Origin of the sequence: Pontibacter sp. HSC-14F20 (genome assembly GCF_019599265.1) — a bacterium.
Lineage (GTDB): Bacteria > Bacteroidota > Bacteroidia > Cytophagales > Hymenobacteraceae > Pontibacter.
This window is the reverse complement of sequence record NZ_JAHZTC010000004.1, coordinates 93,067-115,312: the sequence shown is the minus strand read 5'-3', so window position 1 is coordinate 115,312 and position 22,246 is coordinate 93,067. Positions and strand designations below refer to the sequence as shown.

At 50.0% G+C, this 22,246-nt stretch carries 20 protein-coding genes and 2 pseudogenes; 12 read left to right on the top strand and 10 right to left on the bottom strand.

The genetic code is table 11. The annotated features are described in order from the left end of the window. Window positions 1-51 precede the first annotated feature (51 nt). The gene (locus tag K3G39_RS05590) at window positions 52-489 is read right to left on the bottom strand and encodes a response regulator (RefSeq protein ID WP_220625196.1); all 438 of its coding nucleotides are present in this window, start codon (window positions 487-489) and stop codon (window positions 52-54) included. Window positions 490-666: 177 nt separating this feature from the next. Beyond that, window positions 667-1,650: pseudogene (locus K3G39_RS05585) on the bottom strand (PLP-dependent cysteine synthase family protein); the annotation flags it as partial. 224 nt (window positions 1,651-1,874) lie between these two features. Between K3G39_RS05585 and sucD the strand changes: the two are divergent. Further along, a complete protein-coding gene (gene sucD / locus K3G39_RS05580) occupies window positions 1,875-2,768 on the top strand; it encodes a succinate--CoA ligase subunit alpha (protein ID WP_220625194.1) in 894 nt (297 codons plus the stop codon). Window positions 2,769-3,232: 464 nt separating this feature from the next. Here sucD and K3G39_RS05575 read toward each other — a convergent pair whose 3' ends face one another. Beyond that, on the bottom strand, window positions 3,233-4,183 hold the full coding sequence (locus K3G39_RS05575; protein WP_220625193.1) for a hydrogen peroxide-inducible genes activator: 951 nt from the start codon (window positions 4,181-4,183) through the stop codon (window positions 3,233-3,235). A gap of 183 nt (window positions 4,184-4,366) precedes the next feature. Between K3G39_RS05575 and K3G39_RS05570 the strand changes: the two genes are divergently transcribed. Beyond that, on the top strand, window positions 4,367-4,840 hold the full coding sequence (locus tag K3G39_RS05570) for a Dps family protein (RefSeq protein WP_220625192.1): 474 nt from the start codon (window positions 4,367-4,369) through the stop codon (window positions 4,838-4,840). An 89-nt stretch (window positions 4,841-4,929) separates the two neighbouring features. On the opposite strand, the gene rny is transcribed toward K3G39_RS05570, so the two are convergent. The 6 genes from rny to K3G39_RS05540 form a co-directional block, all read right to left on the bottom strand. Beyond that, the gene (gene rny, locus K3G39_RS05565) at window positions 4,930-6,495 is read right to left on the bottom strand and encodes a ribonuclease Y (protein WP_220625191.1); all 1,566 of its coding nucleotides are present in this window, start codon (window positions 6,493-6,495) and stop codon (window positions 4,930-4,932) included. A 117-nt stretch (window positions 6,496-6,612) separates the two neighbouring features. Next, window positions 6,613-6,897 (bottom strand): cell division protein ZapA, encoded by a 285-nt coding sequence (locus tag K3G39_RS05560; protein ID WP_116544875.1) that lies wholly within the window; start codon window positions 6,895-6,897, stop codon window positions 6,613-6,615. Window positions 6,898-6,987: 90 nt separating this feature from the next. Beyond that, on the bottom strand, window positions 6,988-7,284 hold the full coding sequence (locus K3G39_RS05555) for a hypothetical protein (protein WP_220625190.1): 297 nt from the start codon (window positions 7,282-7,284) through the stop codon (window positions 6,988-6,990). 2 nt (window positions 7,285-7,286) lie between these two features. After that, window positions 7,287-9,704, bottom strand: coding sequence for a phenylalanine--tRNA ligase subunit beta (gene pheT, locus K3G39_RS05550; protein WP_220625189.1), 2,418 nt, complete (start codon window positions 9,702-9,704; stop codon window positions 7,287-7,289). A gap of 122 nt (window positions 9,705-9,826) precedes the next feature. Continuing rightward, window positions 9,827-10,459: a DUF1684 domain-containing protein gene (locus tag K3G39_RS05545; RefSeq protein ID WP_220625188.1), complete on the bottom strand. Its 633-nt coding sequence runs from the start codon at window positions 10,457-10,459 to the stop codon at window positions 9,827-9,829. A 39-nt stretch (window positions 10,460-10,498) separates the two neighbouring features. Next, entirely contained in the window at window positions 10,499-12,121 is a 1,623-nt protein-coding gene (locus K3G39_RS05540) for a glycerol-3-phosphate dehydrogenase/oxidase (RefSeq protein ID WP_220625187.1), read from the bottom strand. A 112-nt stretch (window positions 12,122-12,233) separates the two neighbouring features. Here K3G39_RS05540 and K3G39_RS05535 point away from each other — a divergent pair, with 112 nt between their 5' ends. The 8 genes from K3G39_RS05535 to K3G39_RS05500 all read left to right on the top strand — a co-directional run bounded on the left by K3G39_RS05535 (window position 12,234) and on the right by K3G39_RS05500 (window position 18,807). Further along, window positions 12,234-13,193, top strand: coding sequence for a polysaccharide deacetylase family protein (locus K3G39_RS05535; protein ID WP_255594024.1), 960 nt, complete (start codon window positions 12,234-12,236; stop codon window positions 13,191-13,193). Between the two features lie 53 nt (window positions 13,194-13,246). Further along, the gene (locus K3G39_RS05530; protein ID WP_220625186.1) at window positions 13,247-15,109 is read left to right on the top strand and encodes a pyruvate kinase; all 1,863 of its coding nucleotides are present in this window, start codon (window positions 13,247-13,249) and stop codon (window positions 15,107-15,109) included. Window positions 15,110-15,164: 55 nt separating this feature from the next. After that, window positions 15,165-16,835 carry a right-handed parallel beta-helix repeat-containing protein gene (locus tag K3G39_RS05525; RefSeq protein ID WP_220625185.1) on the top strand — a complete coding sequence of 557 codons (1,671 nt, stop codon included), beginning with the start codon at window positions 15,165-15,167 and terminating at the stop codon, window positions 16,833-16,835. Window positions 16,836-16,980: 145 nt separating this feature from the next. Further along, complete coding sequence (locus K3G39_RS05520; RefSeq protein ID WP_220625184.1) at window positions 16,981-17,154, top strand: hypothetical protein; 174 nt, start codon at window positions 16,981-16,983, stop codon at window positions 17,152-17,154. Window positions 17,155-17,230: 76 nt separating this feature from the next. Beyond that, window positions 17,231-17,590: a hypothetical protein gene (locus K3G39_RS05515; protein ID WP_220625183.1), complete on the top strand. Its 360-nt coding sequence runs from the start codon at window positions 17,231-17,233 to the stop codon at window positions 17,588-17,590. A 96-nt stretch (window positions 17,591-17,686) separates the two neighbouring features. Further along, entirely contained in the window at window positions 17,687-17,974 is a 288-nt protein-coding gene (locus K3G39_RS05510) for a hypothetical protein (RefSeq protein ID WP_220625182.1), read from the top strand. Window positions 17,975-18,082: 108 nt separating this feature from the next. After that, a complete protein-coding gene (locus K3G39_RS05505; RefSeq protein WP_220625181.1) occupies window positions 18,083-18,601 on the top strand; it encodes a hypothetical protein in 519 nt (172 codons plus the stop codon). Between the two features lie 5 nt (window positions 18,602-18,606). Further along, window positions 18,607-18,807, top strand: a complete 201-nt coding sequence (locus K3G39_RS05500) for a YwbE family protein (RefSeq protein WP_220625180.1) — start codon at window positions 18,607-18,609, stop codon at window positions 18,805-18,807. A 103-nt stretch (window positions 18,808-18,910) separates the two neighbouring features. On the opposite strand, the pseudogene radC reads toward K3G39_RS05500, so the two are convergent. Then, a pseudogene (gene radC, locus K3G39_RS05495) lies at window positions 18,911-19,635 on the bottom strand (DNA repair protein RadC). 162 nt (window positions 19,636-19,797) lie between these two features. Here radC and K3G39_RS05490 point away from each other — a divergent pair. Together K3G39_RS05490 and K3G39_RS05485 are read left to right on the top strand one after the other, a co-directional pair. Further along, window positions 19,798-21,033, top strand: coding sequence for a metallophosphoesterase (locus tag K3G39_RS05490; protein ID WP_220625179.1), 1,236 nt, complete (start codon window positions 19,798-19,800; stop codon window positions 21,031-21,033). Window positions 21,034-21,375: 342 nt separating this feature from the next. Next, the gene (locus K3G39_RS05485; RefSeq protein WP_220625178.1) at window positions 21,376-22,113 is read left to right on the top strand and encodes a hypothetical protein; all 738 of its coding nucleotides are present in this window, start codon (window positions 21,376-21,378) and stop codon (window positions 22,111-22,113) included. Window positions 22,114-22,246: the final 133 nt, after the last annotated feature.

Below are 22,246 nucleotides of genomic sequence, written 5' to 3'. Positions count from 1 at the left end.
GCTGCTCTTGCTAGAGTCAGCACATCGGCTCGTCTTTATACCTACAACCCCTTAAGCCTCCTGATTGGTGGAGCTAAAATGCTTACTGATCAGGTTTTTTACTTTTTCTGCTGTAAGCGGTTTGGTAAGGTACTCTGCCGAATATTTCTGGGCGGCATCCGTGTCTTGTGGGTGCGTAGAAGTTGTCAGCACGGCCAGTATGATGTTTTTCCTGAACTCGGGGTCCAGCCGCTCATACAGGTCCAGCATTTCAAATCCATCCATCACCGGCATGCTGATGTCCAGGAAGATCAGTTCCGGCTGAAAATAATTTGCATCCGTCTGCTCGTAGTTGTTGTTACTTACATTATACAGATAGTCAAACGCCTGCTTACCATTCACAAATGTGCGTATGTTGTCTGTTACCTCCATCCGCTCGAGCAGACGCTGGTTCAGGAAATTTGTAGTATCGTCGTCGTCAATAAGAAGTACGCCTGATATTTTTCTCATAGCTAACCTATTCCAGCTTGTATTATTACGCAAGCCGTTTCTTTAAAGCTAACGTTTCTAAATTTAGTGATCCTGTAATTTATTTCAAATCCTTTGTAGTTATCACAGTACAAGTTACGTAAGTTGGATGCCTCCACCAAATTCTAAGGATTCAATTTAGCTATACCGGGGTATTTAATCGATGTAGCCCTGCGCGCGCATCCAGTCGTCGTTGTAGATTTTGCCCAGGTAACGGGTACCGTGGTCTGGCAGCAACACTACAATAACATCATCTTCCGTTAGATTGTTCTCGCGGGCATATTCCAGCGCACCATACACGGCCGTACCGCAAGACCAACCTACAAACAAACCTTCCTCTTTGGCCAGTCTGCGCGTCATCACGGCGCCATCTTTGTCGGTTACTTTTACAAACTGGTCGATCACATCGAAGTCCACGTTCTTAGGCAGAATGTCTTCGCCTATACCTTCTGTGGCGTAAGAATAGATTTCGTTCTCGTCAAAAATACCGGTTTCCTTGTACTTCTTGAACACAGAACCATACGTGTCTATACCTACAGTTACTACATCCGGGTTCTTTTCTTTCAGGTAACGGGAGATACCGGTTACTGTACCGCCTGTACCTACACCAGTGATAAAGTGCGTCACTTTGCCTTCTGTCTGCTCCCAGATTTCTGGACCGGTAGACTCGTAATGCGCCGCCCAGTTCGACATGTTGTCGTATTGGTTCGGGTAAAATGAGTTCGGAATCTCTTCATTCAGGCGCTTGGCCACCGAGTAGTACGAATCCGGATGGTCAGGGGCTACGTTGGTCGGGCACACACGTACCTCGGCACCAACGGCACGCAAAATATCCATTTTCTCCTTGCTCTGCTTGTCGGCTAGCGTAAAAATGCACTTATAACCTTTCGCGATAGCTGCCAGCGCCAGTCCCATACCTGTGTTGCCTGACGTGCCTTCAATGATCGTGCCGCCCGGCTTCAGGATTCCGGCTTTCTCGGCATCTTCAATCATTCTGATTGCCATGCGGTCCTTCACGGAGTTGCCTGGGTTCATGTACTCTACTTTGGCCAGTACCGTCGCTTTAATGCCTTCGGTTACCTTGTTCAGCTTTACTAAGGGTGTGTTACCGATTGCCTCGGTTATATGATTCAGGTATTTCATTTGAGTGCTTTTTTGAGATACGGGTGCAAAGGTACGTAATAAAAATTATACTTAACAGGTATAGCTCCCTGCCCTGCCTACAACAACAGGTATACCTGTTCACGTTCCGCCAAGCTGATTTAGAGGCTATATTAGCTATAACTATTTTTTGGAAGCGCCGCAAAAAAGCCTATTTTTGCACTACCTTATTTTAGACCATCATTCATCAACTTAATAAGATACACATGAGTGTTTTAGTAAATAAAGATTCGAAAGTGATCGTACAGGGCTTCACGGGCTCCGAAGGTTCTTTTCACGCCTCTCAGATGATCGAGTACGGCACCAACGTAGTGGGTGGTGTTACACCAGGTAAAGGCGGCAACAACCACCTCGACCTGCCGGTTTTCAACACAGTAGAAGACGCTGTGAAGAGAACGGGAGCCGATGTTTCCATCATTTTCGTGCCACCCGCTTTCGCTGCCGACGCGATTATGGAAGCTGCTGATGCGGGCATCAAAGTAATCGTAGCGATTACAGAGGGCATTCCTGTGAAAGACATGGTGATGGCCAAAAACTACCTGAAAGGCAAAGATGTGACCCTTATCGGTCCAAACTGCCCGGGTGTGATTACGCCAGGTGAGGCAAAAGTTGGCATCATGCCAGGTTTCGTGTTCAAGCCAGGTCGTATTGGTATCGTGTCCAAGTCAGGCACGTTGACGTACGAGGCTGCTGACCAGATTGTGAAAGCTGGCCTGGGTATCTCTACAGCTATCGGTATCGGTGGTGACCCGATCATCGGAACGCCAACCAAAGATGCAGTACAACTGCTGATGGAAGACCCTGAAACAGACGCAATTGTGATGATCGGTGAGATTGGTGGTAACTACGAAGCGATGGCTGCGCAGTACATCAGCGAGACTGGCAACAAGAAGCCAGTTGTAGGTTTCATTGCTGGCCAGACTGCTCCAGCTGGTCGTCGCATGGGTCACGCAGGTGCGATTGTAGGTGGTGCTGACGATACAGCTGCTGCTAAAATGAAGATCATGCGCGAGAATGGCATTCACGTGGTAGATTCTCCTGCTGAGATTGGTGCTACGATGGTAGAGGTGCTGCAGAAAGCTGGCATGATCAACGCTTAATTTGATTTGCTATACCTGATTAGAGGTATAATCATAGAAAAGGGCTGCTTCTGATGAAGCAGCCCTTTTTGTTTTATGCGGTGATAGTAGCGGATATACCTTGCTGGCGTAGCATCACCTATGCAGGTATAGCAAATGCTATTGTTTTATAGCTTGCCTTGGCCGGGCGGGCCTTACTTTTTGTCTTCACAAAAAAAGTAAGCAAAAAAGTCAAGACGCTTTTAAACTCGCTGACCGCTCAAACACAAAATCGTCAAGAGTGCACCGGGCTTAAGTAATCTGTTTCATAGTTCAAGGGTCAAGTTATTCTTGCTATACCTTGGTGACGGCAACGCCAGAAATTCCCCTCACGGGAAGAGCAGGGGTGTGTTAAATCTTGCAAAACAGTCCTATAAATCCTGATTCAGACAAACACTTAAGCAGAATTCAAACAGTCCTTGACCTCTCTTGCTCTTTCAACCTCCTCAACTCCCCAACTTCTTCACTCCCACTACCTGCTGCTTTTTTCGGTTACGGATGTGTGCAGGTATAGCGGCTACAATTTCATCTTGCAAGGCCTCGATCAGGCGTTTTTTCAGGAAGCTGCGGTGCACGACCAGGCTTACTTCCCGCTGCGGCTGCGGCTCCCGGAAGGTATGAACGAGCAACTGCTTCTCAGCAGGTATATCGAGTACGGAGAGTTCGGGTAGCAGCGTGAGCCCGCGCTGGGTTTCTACGATGCGTTTAAGGGTTTCGAGGGAGCCGCTCTTGTAGTCGAAGTGGCCGGAAGGGGTTGTACCACCACCCCGGTTACAGATGTTGAGCACCTGGCTCCGGAAACAGTGCCCTTCGTTGAGCACCCACAGTTCGTTCAGGTCGAGCTGCTCCGGGCTTATAGCCTTGCTGTTAGCCAATGGGTGAGCCGGGTTGATATAGGCCACAAAAGCTTCGTAAAACAGCGGCAACTCCTTTATAGACTTGCCGTCAAGGGGCGTCACCAGCAAGCCAACATCCAGCAGTTCGTAGTTCAGCTTCTGCACGATTTCCTCGGTCAGCAGCTCCTGCACCACCAGCCGCACATCCGGGTACTTCTCCATAAAGCTCGTCACGAACAGCGGAATCAGGTATGGTGCCAAGGTAGGTATAACGCCTACCCGCAACTCACCGCTCAATTCCTGCTTCTGGTTCTGCACAATCTCCCGTATCTTCTTCGACTCCGCCACCACAATACGGGCCTGGGCAATCACTTCCTTCCCAATCTCGGTGGGCCGCACGGGCACTCTGCTCCGGTCAAATAACTGTACCCCTAGCTCCTCCTCCAGCTTTTGCAGCTGCATGCTCAGAGTAGGCTGTGTCACGAAACAGTGGTCTGCCGCTGTCGCAAAATGACGGTGCGTGTCTACCGCCAATAAATATTCTAATTGTACCAGTGTCATGCTATCAAACGTATAGTATGGAGGCGTTCTATCTCAACATTCCAGTCACCCCAGGCAGGCAGACTTTTTAGCTTCCACCCGCTAAGGTATAGATTATCTCTATACCCGCATCAATATAATCGATTTGGTTTATAATCGCAATTTGGATATATTTGTATATACAAACAACCAAAATATAGAACTATGAATAAGCTGACGAACATTGGACTAGAGAAACAAGATTCAGTAGATATTGCCGACAAATTGAACGAGTTGCTGGCCAACTATCACATTTACTACCAGAACCTGCGCGGTTTCCATTGGAACATCAAGGGCATACACTTCTTCCAGCTGCATGCCAAGTACGAGGAATTGTACAACAGCGCGCTGGCCCGCATCGATGCGCTGGCAGAGCGTATCCTGACCATCGGACAGAAGCCACTGCATACCTTCTCGGATTACCTGCGTGTGTCGAGCATACAGGAGGCATCAAGCCTAACCGGCGACCGCGAAACGGTTGAAGCGACGCACCAGAATCTATCTGTGATTGTAAGCCTGGAACGTGATATTCTGGCGCTGGCTGCCGAGCGTGACGACGAAGGTACGGTAGCGCTGGTAAGCGAAGACATCAACGAAAATGAAAAAACGCTTTGGATGCTGAAGGCTTTCCTGAGCTAAGAATTAAGTGACGATTGGTTTAGTTTAATGCAAAAGCCGCCTGCTACAACAGTAACAGGCGGCTTTTTATTTTATACCTGATGCTATCCTTACTTGGCGTAGCTGATGGCTCTCATTTCGCGGATAACCGTGATTTTGATCTGGCCTGGGTACTGCATTTCTTTCTCAATCTTCTGAGAGATGTCAAATGAAAGCTGTGCGGCTTTTTCGTCGCTCACATTGTCGGCGTCTACCATGATGCGGAGCTCGCGGCCAGCCTGAATGGCGTAGCACTGGTTCACACCGTCGAATGATACAGCGGCAGCTTCCAGATCCTTCAGACGCTTGATGTAGGACTCCATGATCTCGCGGCGGGCACCTGGTCTCGAGCCAGAAATAGCGTCGCAAGCCTGAATCAGCGGAGAAATCATCGCTGTCATCTCAATCTCATCGTGGTGAGCGCCAATGGCGTTGCAGATATCCGGATGCTCCTTGTATTTTTTGGCCAGCTCCATACCGATGATCGCGTGTGGCAATTCCGGCTCATCTGGGGTTACTTTACCAATGTCATGCAACAGACCGGCGCGCTTGGCGTGTTTCACGTTCAGACCAAGTTCTGCGGCCATGGTGGCGCACAGGTTGGCTACTTCGCGTGAGTGCTGCAACAGGTTTTGTCCGTAAGACGAGCGGAAGCGCATACGGCCCACCATCTTGATCAGTTCCGGGTGCAGACCATGTATACCTAAGTCGATGGCAGTACGCTCACCGATTTCCACGATCTCTTCTTCAATGTTTTTGCGGGTTTTCGAAACCACCTCCTCAATGCGAGCCGGGTGGATACGACCGTCGGCAACCAAACGGTGCAGCGACAGACGGGCAATTTCGCGGCGAACCGGATCGAAACCAGAGATGATGATCGCCTCCGGAGTATCATCTACGATGATTTCCACACCAGTTGCAGCTTCCAGAGCGCGAATGTTACGGCCTTCACGACCGATGATCTTGCCTTTGATGTCGTCGCTTTCGATGTTGAAAACAGACACGCAGTTTTCGATGGCATGCTCCGCAGCAGTACGCTGTATGGTTTCCACCACAATTTTCTTGGCTTCTTTGGTAGCGGTGAGTTTGGCCTGGGCCACAATATCCTTCACGTAAGAAGATGCATGCGACGTGGCTTCGCTTTTCAGGGCCTCTACCATTTGCTCGCGGGCTTCAGCGGCGGTCAGACCAGCTATTTTCTCCAGTTGGGCTACTACTTCGTTGTGCTGCTGCTCTACTTCTTCTTTGCGTTTCTTGAGAACTTCCAGTTGGTGGTCGAGGGCTTCCTTCTCCTTGTCGAGTTCAGTTTCGCGGCGCTTGGTCTGCTCCATTTGCTTGGCCACGTGCTGCTCGCGCTGCTTTACTTTGTTCTCGTTCTGGATGATGATATTCTTCTTCTTGTTCGATTCTTCTTCGAACTCAGACTTCAGCTTCAGGAATTTTTCCTTAGCCTCCAGCATGCGGTCTTTTTTGATGCCCTCGGCGTTGATTTCAGCTTCGCGGATGATGGATTTTGCCTTTTGGCGGGCAGCTTCCTCCTGCTGTTTGTATACCTTTTGCAGGAGTACGCGCCCAATGTACACGCCGACTCCGAGCGCGACAATGGCGGTGATTAAAATGATTAAAATATCGGACATACTATACGCTTTTATGGTTTATAAAAACAATAGCAGTTCCTGCAGCAGGACAGTGAAGTGGCTTTACAAACCACACTGTAGTTAAAGAGACTACTTAGGGAGCAGTCTCGGTTTGGTTTACTTATTTGTTGATAAGAGCTCGTCGAGCACGCTCAGTTGCGCACCTACTTTGTCGAGATGGGCATTTTTGTCATCCTCGAGCTTCAGCTTGTCCACCATGGTTTCAAAAGCCACCATAGCCAGCAAGTCCTGCTTGTCCTGTATGCCAAACTGGTCTTTGAAAAAGCGCAGGCGCTCGTTCAAAAGTTTACCCACCACCCGAAGCCTTTCTTCTTCTTCTTCCTTCACCCGCATCGGATACTCGCGTTCTGCGATGCGAATCTTAATAGCTAATTCACCCATCCGTTGCGTTTTTTAGGTATAGGGCTACTCCGTTTCTTTGCTTCCTGACAATGGCCTGCCGTATGTCCGGCTCCAGCTCACTGCCTCCCGCTAGTCACGTAAGTAGGCGATACACTTATCAATTTCCCTTATATATTCGTTTAACTTCAGCTTTAACTCTGTCGAATTTGCAGTGTTTCCTGCTATCGCATCTACAATCTTAACAATATTCTCTTGATTTTGAAAATTTTTTATTTGCTGTTCCCGCTCTTGCAGCTGCGACTCCAGCATTTTAATTTCTTCCTGCGCGGCGGCAAGCTTCTGTTGCGCGTCGGTGTGGCGGTTTAGGAGCTGGCGCACCTTGTTCTCAATCGACTGAAGCTGTTGCAGTTGTTTTTCCTTTGGCATAACTATTTGCGGATAATGGCTCCCAGCTGTTTCTCAAATTGCTGCATCAGGCGGTTCATCACGCCGTCGATCACTTTGTCGGTCAAAGTTTGCTGGCGGTCCAGCAACGTGAAGCTCAAAGCATAGGCTTTCTTGCCTGCTTCTATCTTGTCGCCTTCGTACACATCGAATACATTCACACCTTGTAAAAGCTTACGCTCGGTGCGCAGGGCCACCTGCTTCAGTTGCTCAAAGGTCAGGTTCTTGTCTACCACAAGCGACAGGTCGCGGCGCACTTCCGGGAATTTCGGAAGCTCCTCGGCCACCAGTTTGTCTTTGTATTTCTTGATAAGGTATTCCCAGTTCAGTTCGGCGTACCATACCTGTTCTTTCACGTCCATGGCTTTGGTCACGACGGCGTCCAGCAAACCAACCTGCGCGATCACAGTGCCGTTCTTCACATAGGTGATGCCCTGGCGCATGTAGCAGCTTTGATCAATGGCCTGCACTTCGTAGTCGGCAGCATTGAGTTTCTGCAGCACGTTCTGCACCATACCTGCCAGATCATGGAAAGCCACTTTCTGAGCGGGCTGCTTCCAGCTTTCGGCGGTGGTGTTGCCTACCATGTAGAGCGCCAGCTTGCGGGTCTCCTTGTAACCGTCCTCCAGTTGCTCGTATACCTTGCCGAGTTCGTATACCTTGAGGTCGCGCTGACGGCGGTTAATGTTGTAGCGCAGCACTTCCAGACCCGAAAACACCATGCTTTTGCGCAGCACGTCGAGGTCCTCGCTGTTGTAGTTGAGCACTTTCACCAGACCGGCCATCTCTTCTTCTCCGCCGGCAGCATAGTAGTTGGAATTGGTGATAGAGTTGGTGATGATCTCGTGGAAACCATTAGCTGAGATATAATCCAGTATGGTGCCTGTGATGTGCTCTGGGTCAGGCTTCGGGAAGCTGGCCATGTAGGTGGTGGCCATATGCTCGCTCACCTCGATGTTGTTAAAGCCGTAGATGCGCAGAATTTCTTCCACCAGATCCGCCTCGCGGGTTACATCTACTTTAAACGGCGGCACCAACACATGCAGTTTCTCTTCCGTTTCACCGGTGATTTCTATACCTAAGTCGGTTAAGATGGTCTTCATTCGCTCGGCACCGATGTGCTGACCAATCAAGGTATGAGCCCGCTCGATATCCAGAGATAACTCTAAGTCCTGAACCGGCTGTGGGTATACGTCTACAATCTCGGAGCTAATCTCACCGCCAGCCACTTCCTGTATAAGTAAAGCAGCACGCTTCAGAGCGGTAATCACCATGTTCGGGTCGGTGCCGCGCTCAAAACGGAAAGAGGCGTCAGTTTTGAGGCCGTGCGCCATACCTGTGCGACGGATGTAGTCCGGCGAGAAGTAAGCACTTTCGATGAAAACACTCGTCGTTTCCTCGCCCACACCCGACTCTTTGCCACCGAATACTCCACCAATCGCCATAGGCTCAGCGGCGTTGCAGATCATCAGGTCATTCGCCTTGAGCTTGCGCTCTATACCGTCCAGCGTTACAAATTTACTGTCGGCTTCGGCCGTCTTCACCACTATCTTATCGCCTTTGATTTTGTCAGCGTCAAAGGCGTGCAGTGGCTGACCGAGCTCGTGCAGCACGTAGTTGGTCACATCCACGATGTTGTTGATCGGAGCCAGGTCGATGGCACGCAGGCGCTTCTGCAGCCACTCCGGCGATGGACCAACCTTTACACCGCTCACCGTCACACCCGCATAGCGCGGACAAGCTTCTATGTTCTCAATCTCCACCTCAATCGGGCGGGTCGTATTGCTCACGTTGAAGCTTTCTACGGAAGGCAAGGTGTACGGCACACGCAAAAGGGCTTTCAGATCGCGGGCAACACCCAAGTGCGAAGCAGCATCAGCGCGGTTTGGCGTCAGACCAATTTCGAACACCTTATCAGAACCCAAACCGAAATACTCAGCGGCAGGCGTACCGTTTGGCAGGTCAGTATCAAGTACCATGATGCCGGCATGGGAGGTACCGACGCCAATCTCATCTTCAGCGCAAATCATACCCTCTGAAGCAGCGCCGCGTATCTTCGACTTTTTGATTTTGAAAGGCTCCCCACCGCTTGGGTAAAGCGTGCTATTTACGGTCGCCACTACCACTTTCTGTCCGGCCGATACGTTGGGTGCACCGCACACAATCTGGCTTGGCTCGCCTGTACCGATATCCACAGTGGTCACGCTCAAGCGATCAGCATCCGGGTGGCGCTCACAGGTGAGCACTTCGCCGATCACGATGCCCTCCAGACCGCCTTTTACCTGGTCGAAATTGTGAATTGCTTCCACTTCCAGACCAGAGCCCGTCAGCAAGGCGCCTGTTTCTTCAGCGGTTTTATCTATAGAAATGAGTTGTTTCAGCCAGTCGAATGAAATCAGCATGGTTATTTTTGTTGTTCTGTAAGGTATAGCCCCGTTCGGTTGAAGCTATTCCCCAAAATTAAGGATTATTTTGTTCCAAAAGGTTTTGTCTTTTGACTTCTTGACAAAGGATTGCCCCAAATCTACTCCACCACCGGATGCACTTTTTCGTAGTTCTTCTCACCAGCCTCTACTGCCACGGTCAGGCGGTTTTCTTTGGGTGGCACCGGGCACACGTACTCAGGGTTGTAAGCACAAAAAGGACTGTAGGCACGGTTGAAATCGAGGGTGGCTGTTTTAGCGCCTTCCTTGAGCGGCACATCCAGGTAGCGGCCGCCGCCATAGGTATCGAAACCGTTGGTTTTATCTGTGAAAGGCACAAACAGCTTTTCTTCTTCCTCTTTCACCTTTTTGTAGAGCGTCAGACGCTGCGGCTCTCCGTTTAGCTCAAAGTTGGCGATGGCATAGCGCATATAGGCCTCGGTGCTGCCGTTGGTCATGGGCATGTGCACGGTGTCTTTCGGGGAAATATCTTCCAGCTTCACGTTCACGCGGTAATCCAGGTTGGGCTCGTAGTAGACCAGGTTGGTGAACATCCTGCGGTCGGCTTCCTCAAATGGGCTGTTCGTGCGGCCGCGAAACGACAGATCTTTTTCCTCCCGCTCTTTTTTCAGTGGAATCAGGTAATTGTCGTCGCTCAGGAAAGACTCGCGCACAAAGTAGAAAAGTACCAGCGCAATGCCGGCCATTATGATGATTTTGAAGGGTCGTTGCATGAGGTTGGGTAATTTTGCTGCAATTTCGGAAAAAATTCGTCAATGTGCCCGCATAGCCGGCTTTTCAGTGACTCTTGGCAGATAGTGTCTCCCGAGCATTTCGAAAGCTGCAATTTGCTCCCGCCGCCATACCTCATCGCGATTGAGCTCGCGTGCCATGACTTCGGCTACCAAAGGCGCCATTTCCAGCGCAGCACGGGCATCAAGGAACAACACCCGCAATCGCCGGGCCAGCACATCCTCCACGCTACGGGCCATTTCGTACCGCACCGCCCAAACCACTTCCGCTAAGGTATAGCAAAAGTCAGGGTGCAGCTTATGGGCCAGTTCGTGTTCGGACTGCATCAGCGCCTGCAAAGCCGTTGCATCACTGCCGTAAATGGCAAGTGCGCTTGGATTATCCGACACAGGTATAGCTGACGAAGGTATAGCACCGTGTATAGCCAATTTCTCCGTACGACAAGGTATAGCCGGCAGACCCGCTACCCGGATGGCAGCGTTCACTGCGTTTTCTGCCATCTGGCGGTAGGTGGTCCATTTGCCGCCCGTAATGGTAATCAGCCATGAGGGTGCTACCAGCAATTTGTGACTCCGTGAAATCTCCTTGGTACTACCGGTTAAGTTGCTTGGAGCAGCTAAGGGACGAAGGCCGGCAAACACGCTCAGCACATCCTGTCGGGTCGGGGACTTCTGCAGATAAGCTCCAGCAGTTTGCAGAATAAAATCAATCTCGATTCCCAGCGCAACAGGCTCCAGACTCAGCTGCTGCAGCGGTGTATCGGTCGTGCCGACCAGCACGTGGCCTTGCCAGGGTATAGCAAAGAGCACACGGCCATCGGGGGTCTTAGGAATCATCAAGGCAGTGTCGCCCGGCAGAAAAGATTTATGAAGTACCACATGTACGCCCTGGCTCGGCATTACCAATGGTTTCTTGGTGGGTTTGTCGAGTTGCAGGATGTCGTCTACATATACGCCTGTTGCATTCACCACCGCTTTGGCCCGCAAGGTATAGGATTGGCTGGTTTCGATATCTAGCGCTTCCACACCGTTCACTTTTCCCTGGGCATCTTTGGTGAGACCAGTCACGCGAACATAATTCAGCACCGTTGCACCTTGCTCAGCGCAGGTCTGGGCGATGTTCAAGGCCAGCCGGGCATCGTCGAACTGCCCGTCATAGTACACGATACCGCCTTTCAGGTTTTCGGATTTGATATTCGTCATGCGCTCGAGCACGGTTTTGCGGCTCCACCAGGCGGTGCGACCCAGGCTATACCTGCCAGCCAGCAAATCGTAGAGTGTGAGGCCGGTGCCATAAAAAAAGCGCTGCCACCAAGTGTAGCAAAGTAACACAAAAGGCTGCACCGACACCACATGCGGGGCGTTGCGCAGGAGAATTCCCCGCTCCCGCAGCGCTTCGAATACCAGCCGAATATTGCCCTGCACCAGGTAGCGCACCCCGCCGTGCACCAACTTGGTACTGCGACTCGAAGTGCCTTTCGCAAAATCGGACTGCTCGAACAAAAGCGTCCTATACCCGCGCGAAGCAGCATCCAGAGCTGTTCCTAAACCTGTGGCGCCTCCGCCAATCACCAGCACATCCCAGGCCGGTACATCGGAAAGCTGGCGCAACATGGCCTCGCGGGTAAAGGGAATAGCTGCCATAGGCGGTTTCAGGTATAGATTGAGCGGTTAACGATTCTCTTAGGAATGGTAGCTTAAGGTAGCGGTTATTCTCTTCAATAACTCGGAAAATAGCTGAAAAATCGCTATCATTATGACATTTACAAATCCTGCCATGAAATCCCCTTACTTCCGTTTCCGCCTACCTGTTTTTGCTTTATTATTCGTGTTGCTTGTTGGCTTTTCGTCCTGTGTGCAGGAAGGCAAAACCGCCGATACCCTGTCGCCTGTCGAAGCCGCTATACCTGTTGCATCTGCCCATTCCGACACCGCTATACCTGACAGTCTGCAATTGCAGGCAGCTATACCTGCCGGTCCGGATCAGCCTGTGGCCCTGGCAGCCAACTCCATCGCCGATGCTGAAACCATCATCGCCCGCAAACAAGTACCCATTCTGTGTTACCACCAGGTGCGCGACTGGCGAGAAAAGGATTCTAAACAGGCCAAGGATTATATTATACCGGAGGAGCGCTTCAAGGACCACCTCAAAATGCTGGCCGACAGCGGTTACCAAACCGTGCTACCCGACCAACTGATGGCCTACCTGACCACTGGTGCCCTGCTTCCCGAAAAGCCTGTGATGCTCACTTTCGATGACACCAGCCTGGGTCAGTTTAGCGTGGCAGCACCTGAGTTGGAAAAGTACGGTTTCAAAGGCGTTTTCTTCATCATGACCGTATCGCTCGGCAGGCCTAACTACATGACCAAAGCGCAGGTAAAGGAACTTTCAGACAAAGGGCACGTGATTGGCTCGCATACCTGGGACCACCAGAACGTGAAAAAATACCAAGGCAAGGACTGGGTAACACAAGTAGAAAAACCATCGCGGCAACTGGCCGAGATCACAGGAAAACCAACTGAATACTTCGCTTACCCATTCGGACTCTGGAACCCCGAGGCTATACCTGAACTGAAACAGCGTGGCCTGGTAGCGGCTTTTCAACTGGCCGATAAACGTGACCCGCACGACCCGCTGCACAGCATCCGCCGAATTATTGCAAGTGGCTACTGGAGTTCCATTTCCTTGCACCGGGCCATGGTGAACAGTTTTTAAACAACCCTATCCCCAACTCTATAGTTTGATAATATGCTATACCCCTAATTAAAATGCGAACAGACCAGAAACACCTTCACGAGATGATTTCGCAGCTGGATGTGCTGCACCAGGACGCTCTTAGTCTGGAAAAGAAGTTTACGCCCGCTATCAAAAGCGTGCATCCGTCTTTCCGTACAAGTGCCCGCAACCTGCTGCACTACCTCTCGCTGCGTCAGCACGACATACGGCAGTTGCAGGAGAACCTGGCCCGTTTAGGACTCTCGTCGCTGGGTCGCTCTGAAGGACATGTATTGGCTAGTCTGCAGGCGGTGCACAACATGCTCTGCCATTTGCTCGATTGTGCGCCTACTCAAAAACCTATACCTGTGACGCATGCCGAGAGCGTTGAGCTGCTCGAAAAGCATACTAGCGAACTATTGGGAGCCCGGCCTCCTAAACGCAGCACCCGCATTATGGTCACCTTCTCCACCGAACTGGCGCAGGACTACGAACTGGTCAAGCGCATGCTGCTGGCAGGTATGGACTGCGCCCGCATCAACTGTGCCCACGACGACGAGCAGGTATGGGAAACGATGGTGCAGTCTATCCGGAAGGCTGAAAAAGAAACAGGCCATAGCTGCAAAATTTTGATGGACCTGATGGGCCCCAAACTGCGCACCGGTCCGCTCACACCCGGCCCCGCCCTGCTGCCCATCCGCCCGATACAAAACGAACTGGGACAGCTTGTATCCCCCGCCAAGGTATGGCTCGCCCCTGCTGATGTGGAAAGCGAGGTGCCCACAGATGCCAGCCTGCCGCTCGACGAGGCCTGGGTAGCACAACTGCAACAGGGCGATAAGCTCAGATTTAAGGATACGCGTGGCCGTAAACGTTCTTTCACCGTGATGCAGCGCAAAGAAAAGGGAGTGATCGCGCATCTGTTCAAATCATCTTACATCGGCACCGGCACTGAACTTACTATCAATAAAAAGAGCGCCTTAGAGCGCAGCGCTAAAGTGGGAGAATTGCCTGCCAGCGTGGCGCCCATTTACCTGCGCAAAGACGATTTGCTGGTGCTCACTAAAGACGAAATGCCTGGCGAACCTGCCCTCTACGACGCCGAAGGCCACATTGTGAAACCTGCACGTATTGCCTGTACCCTGCCCGAGGTGTTCACTCGCGTGAAAACAGGCCAACCGATTTTGTTTGACGATGGCAAAATAGCGGGGGTGATCATGAACGTGAGCGACGATGCCCTGCTCGTGAAAATTACTGAAGCCAAAGAGTCAGGGAGTCGTCTGTTGCATGATAAGGGCATTAACCTGCCCGAAAGCGATTTGCAGTTGAACGGACTTTCAGAGCAGGACTGCAAGCACTTGGCTTTTGTGGTGAAACATGCCGACACCGTGAGCCTCTCTTTCGTGAACCACCCCGAGATGATTGAGGCGCTGCACAAGGAACTCAAACGCCTGAAAGCCCCTCCCCGCCTGGGCATCATCCTTAAAATTGAGACCAAGGAAGGATTCCGTAACCTGCCGCACCTGCTCCTGACCGTCATGAAAAACCATCCGGTGGGCGTGATGATTGCCCGAGGCGACCTGGCTGTGGAGTGCGGCTGGCAACGGCTGGCCGAGGTACAGGAGGAGATTCTGTGGATAACGGAGGCAGCACATATACCCGTAGTCTGGGCCACGCAGGTACTGGAGTCGCTTGCCAAGAAAGGGCGTCCGTCAAGGGCCGAGATTACGGATGCGGCCATGTCGCAGCGTGCCGACTGTGTGATGCTCAATAAAGGGCCCTACGTGCTGAGAGCTGTGGAATTACTCGACGATATACTCCAGCGCATGCAGGAGCACCAGCACAAGAAAACATCCATGCTTCGTCCGTTGCACGTATCGGAACTGGAAATGCCCAACAGCGGCATCAATAAATAGACTCCGACAGGTATAACTGCCTTCTGGTTATACCTATACCTGAACACCGTTTACTATGAAACTGGCCCTGGCGCTACTTTTTTACACCTGTCTGTCTCTTTGCTTAGCACCCTATACCTTGGCACATACCTACTACATCAGCCCCAGGGGCAATGACGCCAACCCAGGCACGTCTCTTGCTTCCGCCTGGCGCAGCATTGCCAAAGCGAACAAGCACAGGTATAGCCCAGGTGATTCTCTGCTGTTCGAAGGCGCCCATACCTTTTCGGGCGGACTTTATTTTCACCAGGAAAATCTCCAGGGCGAAGGTGCTCCGCTGGTCATCAGTTCTTATGGCGAAGGCCGCGCCACCATTGATGCGGGTGGCAGGTACGGCTTTTATGCGCACAATGTGGCAGGTATAGAAATCCGGGACCTGAACTTCCGGGGCAGTGGCTATACCCGCAATACCAACCACGGCATCCTTTTCTACAACGACCTGCCCGGCAATGTGAAGCTACCACACATCATCATTGATCAAGTGGAAGTGAGCGGCTTCCGCAAATCAGGGATAACGCTGGGTGCCTGGAACGGTAACAGCGGCTTTCGCGATGCCCGCATTACGCATGCCATAGTCCACGACATCGACTCGGTCGGCATCAACACCTACGGACAGTTCGACCATACCAAAACCGGCTACGCGCACCAAAATATCTACATCGGGCAGTGCCATGTGTACAAAATATACGGGCTAATCCTCCCCGAAAAGCACAGCGGAAGCGGCATCGTGCTGTCAGACGTGGACGGAGGCACAATCGAGCACAGTGTGGTGCATACTTCAGGTATGCAGAACAAGAATTGCGGAGGACCGATCGGCATCTGGGCCTGGGATGCCAACGACATCACCATCCAATATAACGAGACCTTCAACATGAGCGCGGGCAGCGGTTGCGACGGCGGTGGCTTTGACCTAGACGGCGGCGTGACCAACTCTGTGATGCAGTACAACTACTCGCACGACAATGACGGGGCAGGTTTTCTGATCGCGCAGTTTGAGTGGGCCCGGCCGATGCGCAACAACGTGGTCAGGTATAACATCTCGGAAAACGACGGACGCAAAAATGATTACAAGGGCATCACGCTTTGGGTGGAGAACTATGACAGAGGCGGCAACCTGGACTTACTCGTGTATAACAACACCATTTTTGCTGACAGCTCTGTAGCACCTTCAGGCGGAGGCGTGTTCTTCAAGAGCGGCGGTCACCATAACGTCAGGTTTTTCAACAACATCTTCTACAGCCGCAACGGAGCACCTATGGTGGTGGCTACCGACACCACCATAGGTGTCTCCTTTCACAACAACGCCTACTTCAGCGAGCATGACCGCTATACCTTTGTGTGGGGCGATGATCGCTATACCTCCCTCCACGATTTTAAGGAGGCTACCCGACAGGAGACAATGAACGGCGCTCCAACAGGTATAGTGGCTGACCCGCACTTGCTGGCGCCTGGCACGGCGGGCCCGCTGGGCTATCCGCTTGATCTGAAAACTCTGCGCGACAGGTATAGCCTTCAGAAAAAATCACCTTTGATCAGGCAAGGTATAGCCGTGTCTCTTCCTTCGCCTTTTGCGCCCGCATCACTAGATATACTCGGTAATCCCATTCATCCAACTGACACACCTGACATAGGCGCTGTTGCCTATACCCGACCTAAATTTTTTCAATGGCTAAAGGAGCTGTTTTGAGCTGGGGAGTTTGGGATTTAGAATGCTGAGGTGTTTGCGGGTTAGGGAGAAACCCGGTAGATAGGACAGAACATTTAGGATATTCTATGTAACTTACCTGAAGCAAACTCTGAACATCGCTTATACTTGGACCTGAACAAAGCATATGAAATCATTCAATCTGGTCGGATTTATTGCTGTGCTATTAGCTGTGACAGGTGCTGTCATCAGTATCGGGCATTTCTTTGAGAACAAATACATCGGCTGGGCTTTCATCGGAGCGGGATTGGCTTTGGCGATTTTCAATACGTGGTGGAATATCCGGAAGCCTAAGCGGTAGGATCGAAAATCAGCTCTGTGTATGGTGTATAAGCGTCATGGTAACGTTTATACAGTAGTTACTTGCAATCAGAATTATGAAGAACTTGTATTTGCTTCTCTTCTTACTTTTTACTAGTTGTGCTTCAAAGCAGCAAAAAGAAGTTGGGCAGGAAGCAAAAAAAGAAGTAGCAATTAGCACAAGCGCACCTAATGATGAATGTGAAAAGTGTGCAGCCTCAACCTTTGCAGGACAAGAGCCAGACACAGCTTTCATCATTTCAAATGGTAGCAAGCTTCTACTATGCAGCTATTCTGAATCACAAAATGGGAAAAAGATATACTCTGAGTTTGTGTTGTCAGAATGCGGCAATGACAGTATCATAGACTTTTGGAGTGCAGTTGAAGCGTATGAAATATTATTGGGGCAGGATATTCTTCAACTACAAAAAGTATAAATTCTGGCAGTAGGTATTAATCGAGAGCTGGTAAGAGAGAAGTGGCTAACGGAGTATTTTTACTATGCTAGTGGTAAACTCCAGCAAAGAAAAGAATTGAATCTAAAGATAAAGTATAGCCAAAGTCAAATTGACCAATCGCTACGAGAATACAAATCAACACATTGGAAGAGTCAAAATGAAGCTTCTGCAGAGTATACAGAAGAGAAAATGGAGTTGGGTAATCGCTTGTTAATAGCAGCTGTATCAGGAAGTGAACAAGCAGAACTATACTTCAAAGAGTTTGATAGCAAGTTCAAGCCAGACGGAGCATACGCTGAATGGTACCAGCAAATGGCACACATGCTGGAGTTTTCGAAAGAACAAAAAAACAAAAGCAGGTAACAAGGTGTAGCGGTAAAGCTTGCGATAGCTTTACCGCTACACGAGCCCGCTATAAACTGAAACTAACAATCTAACCCAAAGCAGAAACCTACACTCATAAAATACCCCATGAAACAACTTATATTCTTACTCCTAATCGCAGGGTGCAGTCTACAGGCCTTTGCGCAACAAGAGCTGATTCACCCAAAAGAGCAACAAAAGCAAGGTATGGTGCCGCAACCTCAGCCTTATATTGAGGTCGATGGGAGGCAGGTAGTGCAGGCTAGTCTGGCACTGATAGCTGCGAAACACATTGAAAGTGCTGAGGTACTAAAACACGAAAAAGCTACAGATAAATTTGGTGAAAAAGCCAGAGACGGAGCCGTTCTCATCAAGGCCAAGTCCACGGCAGAATGGTCCACGTTACAAGATATCTACACCCAGTACGGTATACCTGCGGCACAGCAAAATCTGAGAGTAGTCATCAACAACCAGCTTGTAAAAGACACTAGCCTGATACTGGCTAACCTGGAGCAGATCAAGAAAGTAGAAATTGTGAAGCAGGACATCACGGCTCCTGTGCGCTGGAGCCTAAACGATGAGGAAGAGTTCCTCCACATCACCTCCAAACCGCAAACCAAACGCTAAACCTTATGGACGGCACCAAACGTAGCAACATCAAAATCGGCTCCCACGTCAACATCGTGCTCAAAGAAGACCAGCGCACCGGCGACCTCACAGAAGGGTATGTGGAAGCTATTCTTACCAAATCCCTCAATCACCCGCACGGCATCAAAGTGAGGCTCGAGACAGGCGAAGTTGGGCGTGTGAAGGAAATTTTAGAGGAAGATTAGCTTTTTCTAAAATTTCGAATAGCAGTAAAAAATCTAAGACAAAGAGTTTAAAATTCAAATTTCTCGCTGCACTAGAAATGACAGGTATAACATTCTCTCAAACTCACAAAAACCCTTCATCCGCAAAGCTGTGATAGTCGTTATCTGTAAAAATGAAGTGATCCAGAATTGGCAGATCCAGGAAAGATCCGGCTTCTTTCATTTTCTTGGTAAGGGCAATATCGGCGGCGCTGGGTTTAGTGTTACCACTCGGGTGATTGTGCACCAAGATAATGGAGCTCGCCAACTGTTCAATCGCTTTCGTGAAGATCATTTTCGGGTCGGCCACCGTGCCGGCCACTCCATCACTGCTAATGCTCTCCTTTTTCATCACCACGCTAGCGCGGTTGAGCAATATTATCCAGAACTCTTCGTGCGGCAGGTCCGGTAGCTGGAGTTTTATGTAATTGTAAATGTCGGTGGAGCAGGTGATGCGGGTTTTGGCAGCAGCAGCGGTCTCTTTGCGACGGCGGCCCAGTTCAAGCGCACTTACAATCGAAATGGCTTTTGCTTCTCCTATACCTTTAATTTCAGTTAGATCCTTCACGGTTAGTTTAGCCAGTTCGTTCAAGTTGTTTCCCACAGCTGCCAGTATCAGTTTGGCAACGTCCACAGCGGTCAGTTTTGGCGTGCCAGAGCCGATCAGGATGGCAATCAGCTCGGCGTCGCTTAGGGCAGCCTTGCCTTTGAGCAGCAGCTTTTCTCGGGACGGTCTTCTTCGGCCCAGGTTTTGATGTTGAGGTTGGCGGTGTCGTATGCCAAAAGTGCAGACGTAGCTTCGTGTTTCACTGCGGTACAGATTTTGTTAGATAAAAGATTGTTAAGTGAATCTGTTTAGACTAAAAATAGTTCATGAAACGCCGGCTACCAGACCGGCTTTTTTATAGTCACATACAATTTTTAAAACCTGAAGCTGCTTCGGCTGTTCTGATGCAGCACCAACCATATACCATGCAACGATACTTTTCGATCGGAATAGTAGTTTTCATCCTGTTCCTGGTGGACTTTTACGTCTTCCAGGCTATCAAAACCGTCAGCCAAAACCTTTCAACCAGCACCCAGCGTATCATTTATTTTGTGCACTGGGCTGTTTTTGTCATCACGGCTGGCACTTTTGCGCTGGCCTCTTTCACGCGAGGCACACCACCTGATGCTTTCAAAACATACCTGGCCAGTACTCTTTTCATCATTTTTGCCTCCAAGCTGGTCGTGGTGCTCTTCCTGTTCGTGGATGACACGCTGCGCCTGGGCAAGGTGGTATTCAACAATGTGAATAGCGGAGAAACGACTTTTGACCCGTCTCGCAGTAAATTCCTCAGTCAGATGGGCCTTATGGTCGCGGCAGTGCCTTTTTCCGCTTTTATTTACGGTATGGTGAAAGGCGCCTACGACTACCGCGTGAAACGTGTCACACTACGTATACTGAATCTGCCAGCTGCTTTTGATGGCTTTAGGATGCTCCAGATCTCCGACTTGCATACAGGCAGCTTTACTTCTACAGAACCGCTCAAAGAAGCTGTGCGCCTGATCAACAAGCAGGAAGCCGACCTGGTGTTTGTTACTGGCGATATCGTAAACAATGTCGCCACAGAACTGACACCGCATGTGGATGCCCTGAAAGAAATAAGAGCGAAGCAGGGCGTTTTTTCAGTGCTCGGCAACCACGACTACGGCGACTACGTGAGCTGGGAAAGTCCCGAGAAAAAGGCCGGCAACCTTCAGACGCTGATAAATACACAGCGCAGCATGGGCTGGGATGTGTTGCTGAACGAAAACCGCCTTATCGAAAAAGATGGCGAGTACATCTCCGTACTGGGCGTGGAGAACTGGGGCAACCGGGTGGGTTTTCCGAAATATGGCGACCTGAACAAAGCTTACAGTGGCTCAGAAAACAGTCCGTTTAAGGTGCTGCTCTCTCATGACCCTTCACACTGGGACGGCGAGATCAATCAAAAGTACCCGGATATTGACCTTACTCTATCGGGCCATACCCATGGAATGCAGTTTGGAGTAAACATACCTGGCCTGAAATGGAGTCCTGTGCAGTATGTGTACAAGCAGTGGGCAGGCCTCTACAAGCGCGGTCAGCAGCACATTTACGTAAACACCGGTCTTGGCTTTATCGGTTATCCAGGTCGTGTAGGTTTCCTGCCTGAGATAACAGTGTTTGAGTTGAAAAAAGCTTAAGAGATTCTATCCTACCCGCTTTAAATACAGAGAGCTATCTACTAGGATGGCTCTCTGTATTTAAAGCTATACCTTCATATATATTTTATTATATTCAATAACTTGACCAGCTCGACTACATTAAGCTTTCAACAAAATGTAAGAAGTAGTTCCAACGTCCTAAAAAGCTACTTAAAAGCTTCCTAAAGCACATCAAACCCCTTAAACATTAACCTGACAGCATAAACCACATAAACCTATCATTTTCATCGTCGTAAAACATCAGAACAAGCCATATTTGTTTTATACTATTTTAATCAAAGAGGCAGTGTTTTAATATTTTTAATTTAGCGTATTTAAGAGATGAAAAAGGTATTTTATTCCATAGCTATAATGAGTGCCATGTTGTTTGCATCTTGTTCCGAAGACAGGGGCAAAACCTACGAAACAGCAGATGCTAACCAGGACGAAAACGTAAACCAAAGCAATATCAGAGGCAATGAAACAGCCATGGGCACCACAACCGATATGAGCGGCTCCGATGCCATGTGGCGCAGCAACTCAGAGCGTATAGCCAGCCAGATGGCAACAGATATGAGCCTCGACACCACTACCCAAAACCGGGTGCGGCAGGTATTGTATGAACGGGAGCGTCGCCTGAGCGAGCTGGAGTTCAATTACAACGAAACCAACCGTATGGGTGGACAGGTAGCAGAAGACATTGATAATATGGCCACTACTGAGAAAGACCGCTATGACAAGGATGGCGGCACGATGACCGACACGCGTGGCAACATGAACACAAACACACAGGACAATACCACAGCTGCATCAAATCTGGACACGCAACGTGAGCAGATTATGGAAGAGACCGATCGTGAACTGCAATCTATATTATCGAAGGAACAGTACCGCCAGTATCAGGAGAAACGTGCCAACTATTGGGGTATGAGTAACGACGGCACCAACCAGCTCGATAACTCTGGTACGATGCAGAATCAGAATCAAATGAATAATAACAACCAGATGAACAACTCCGGGACCAATAATAATCAGCCCGGAACAAACACGAATTCTGGGAATAACCTGAACAGAAACTAATAAATTAGCTCATCGTATACCTATTATTGAAAGCCTGTAGCGCCCGTAGCTATGGGCTTTCGCTATTTAAGCCTGTTTTACGCTAAATTTTAGTAACTTAGCACCATGCCGCACTGCTACTGTTTATTTTAGC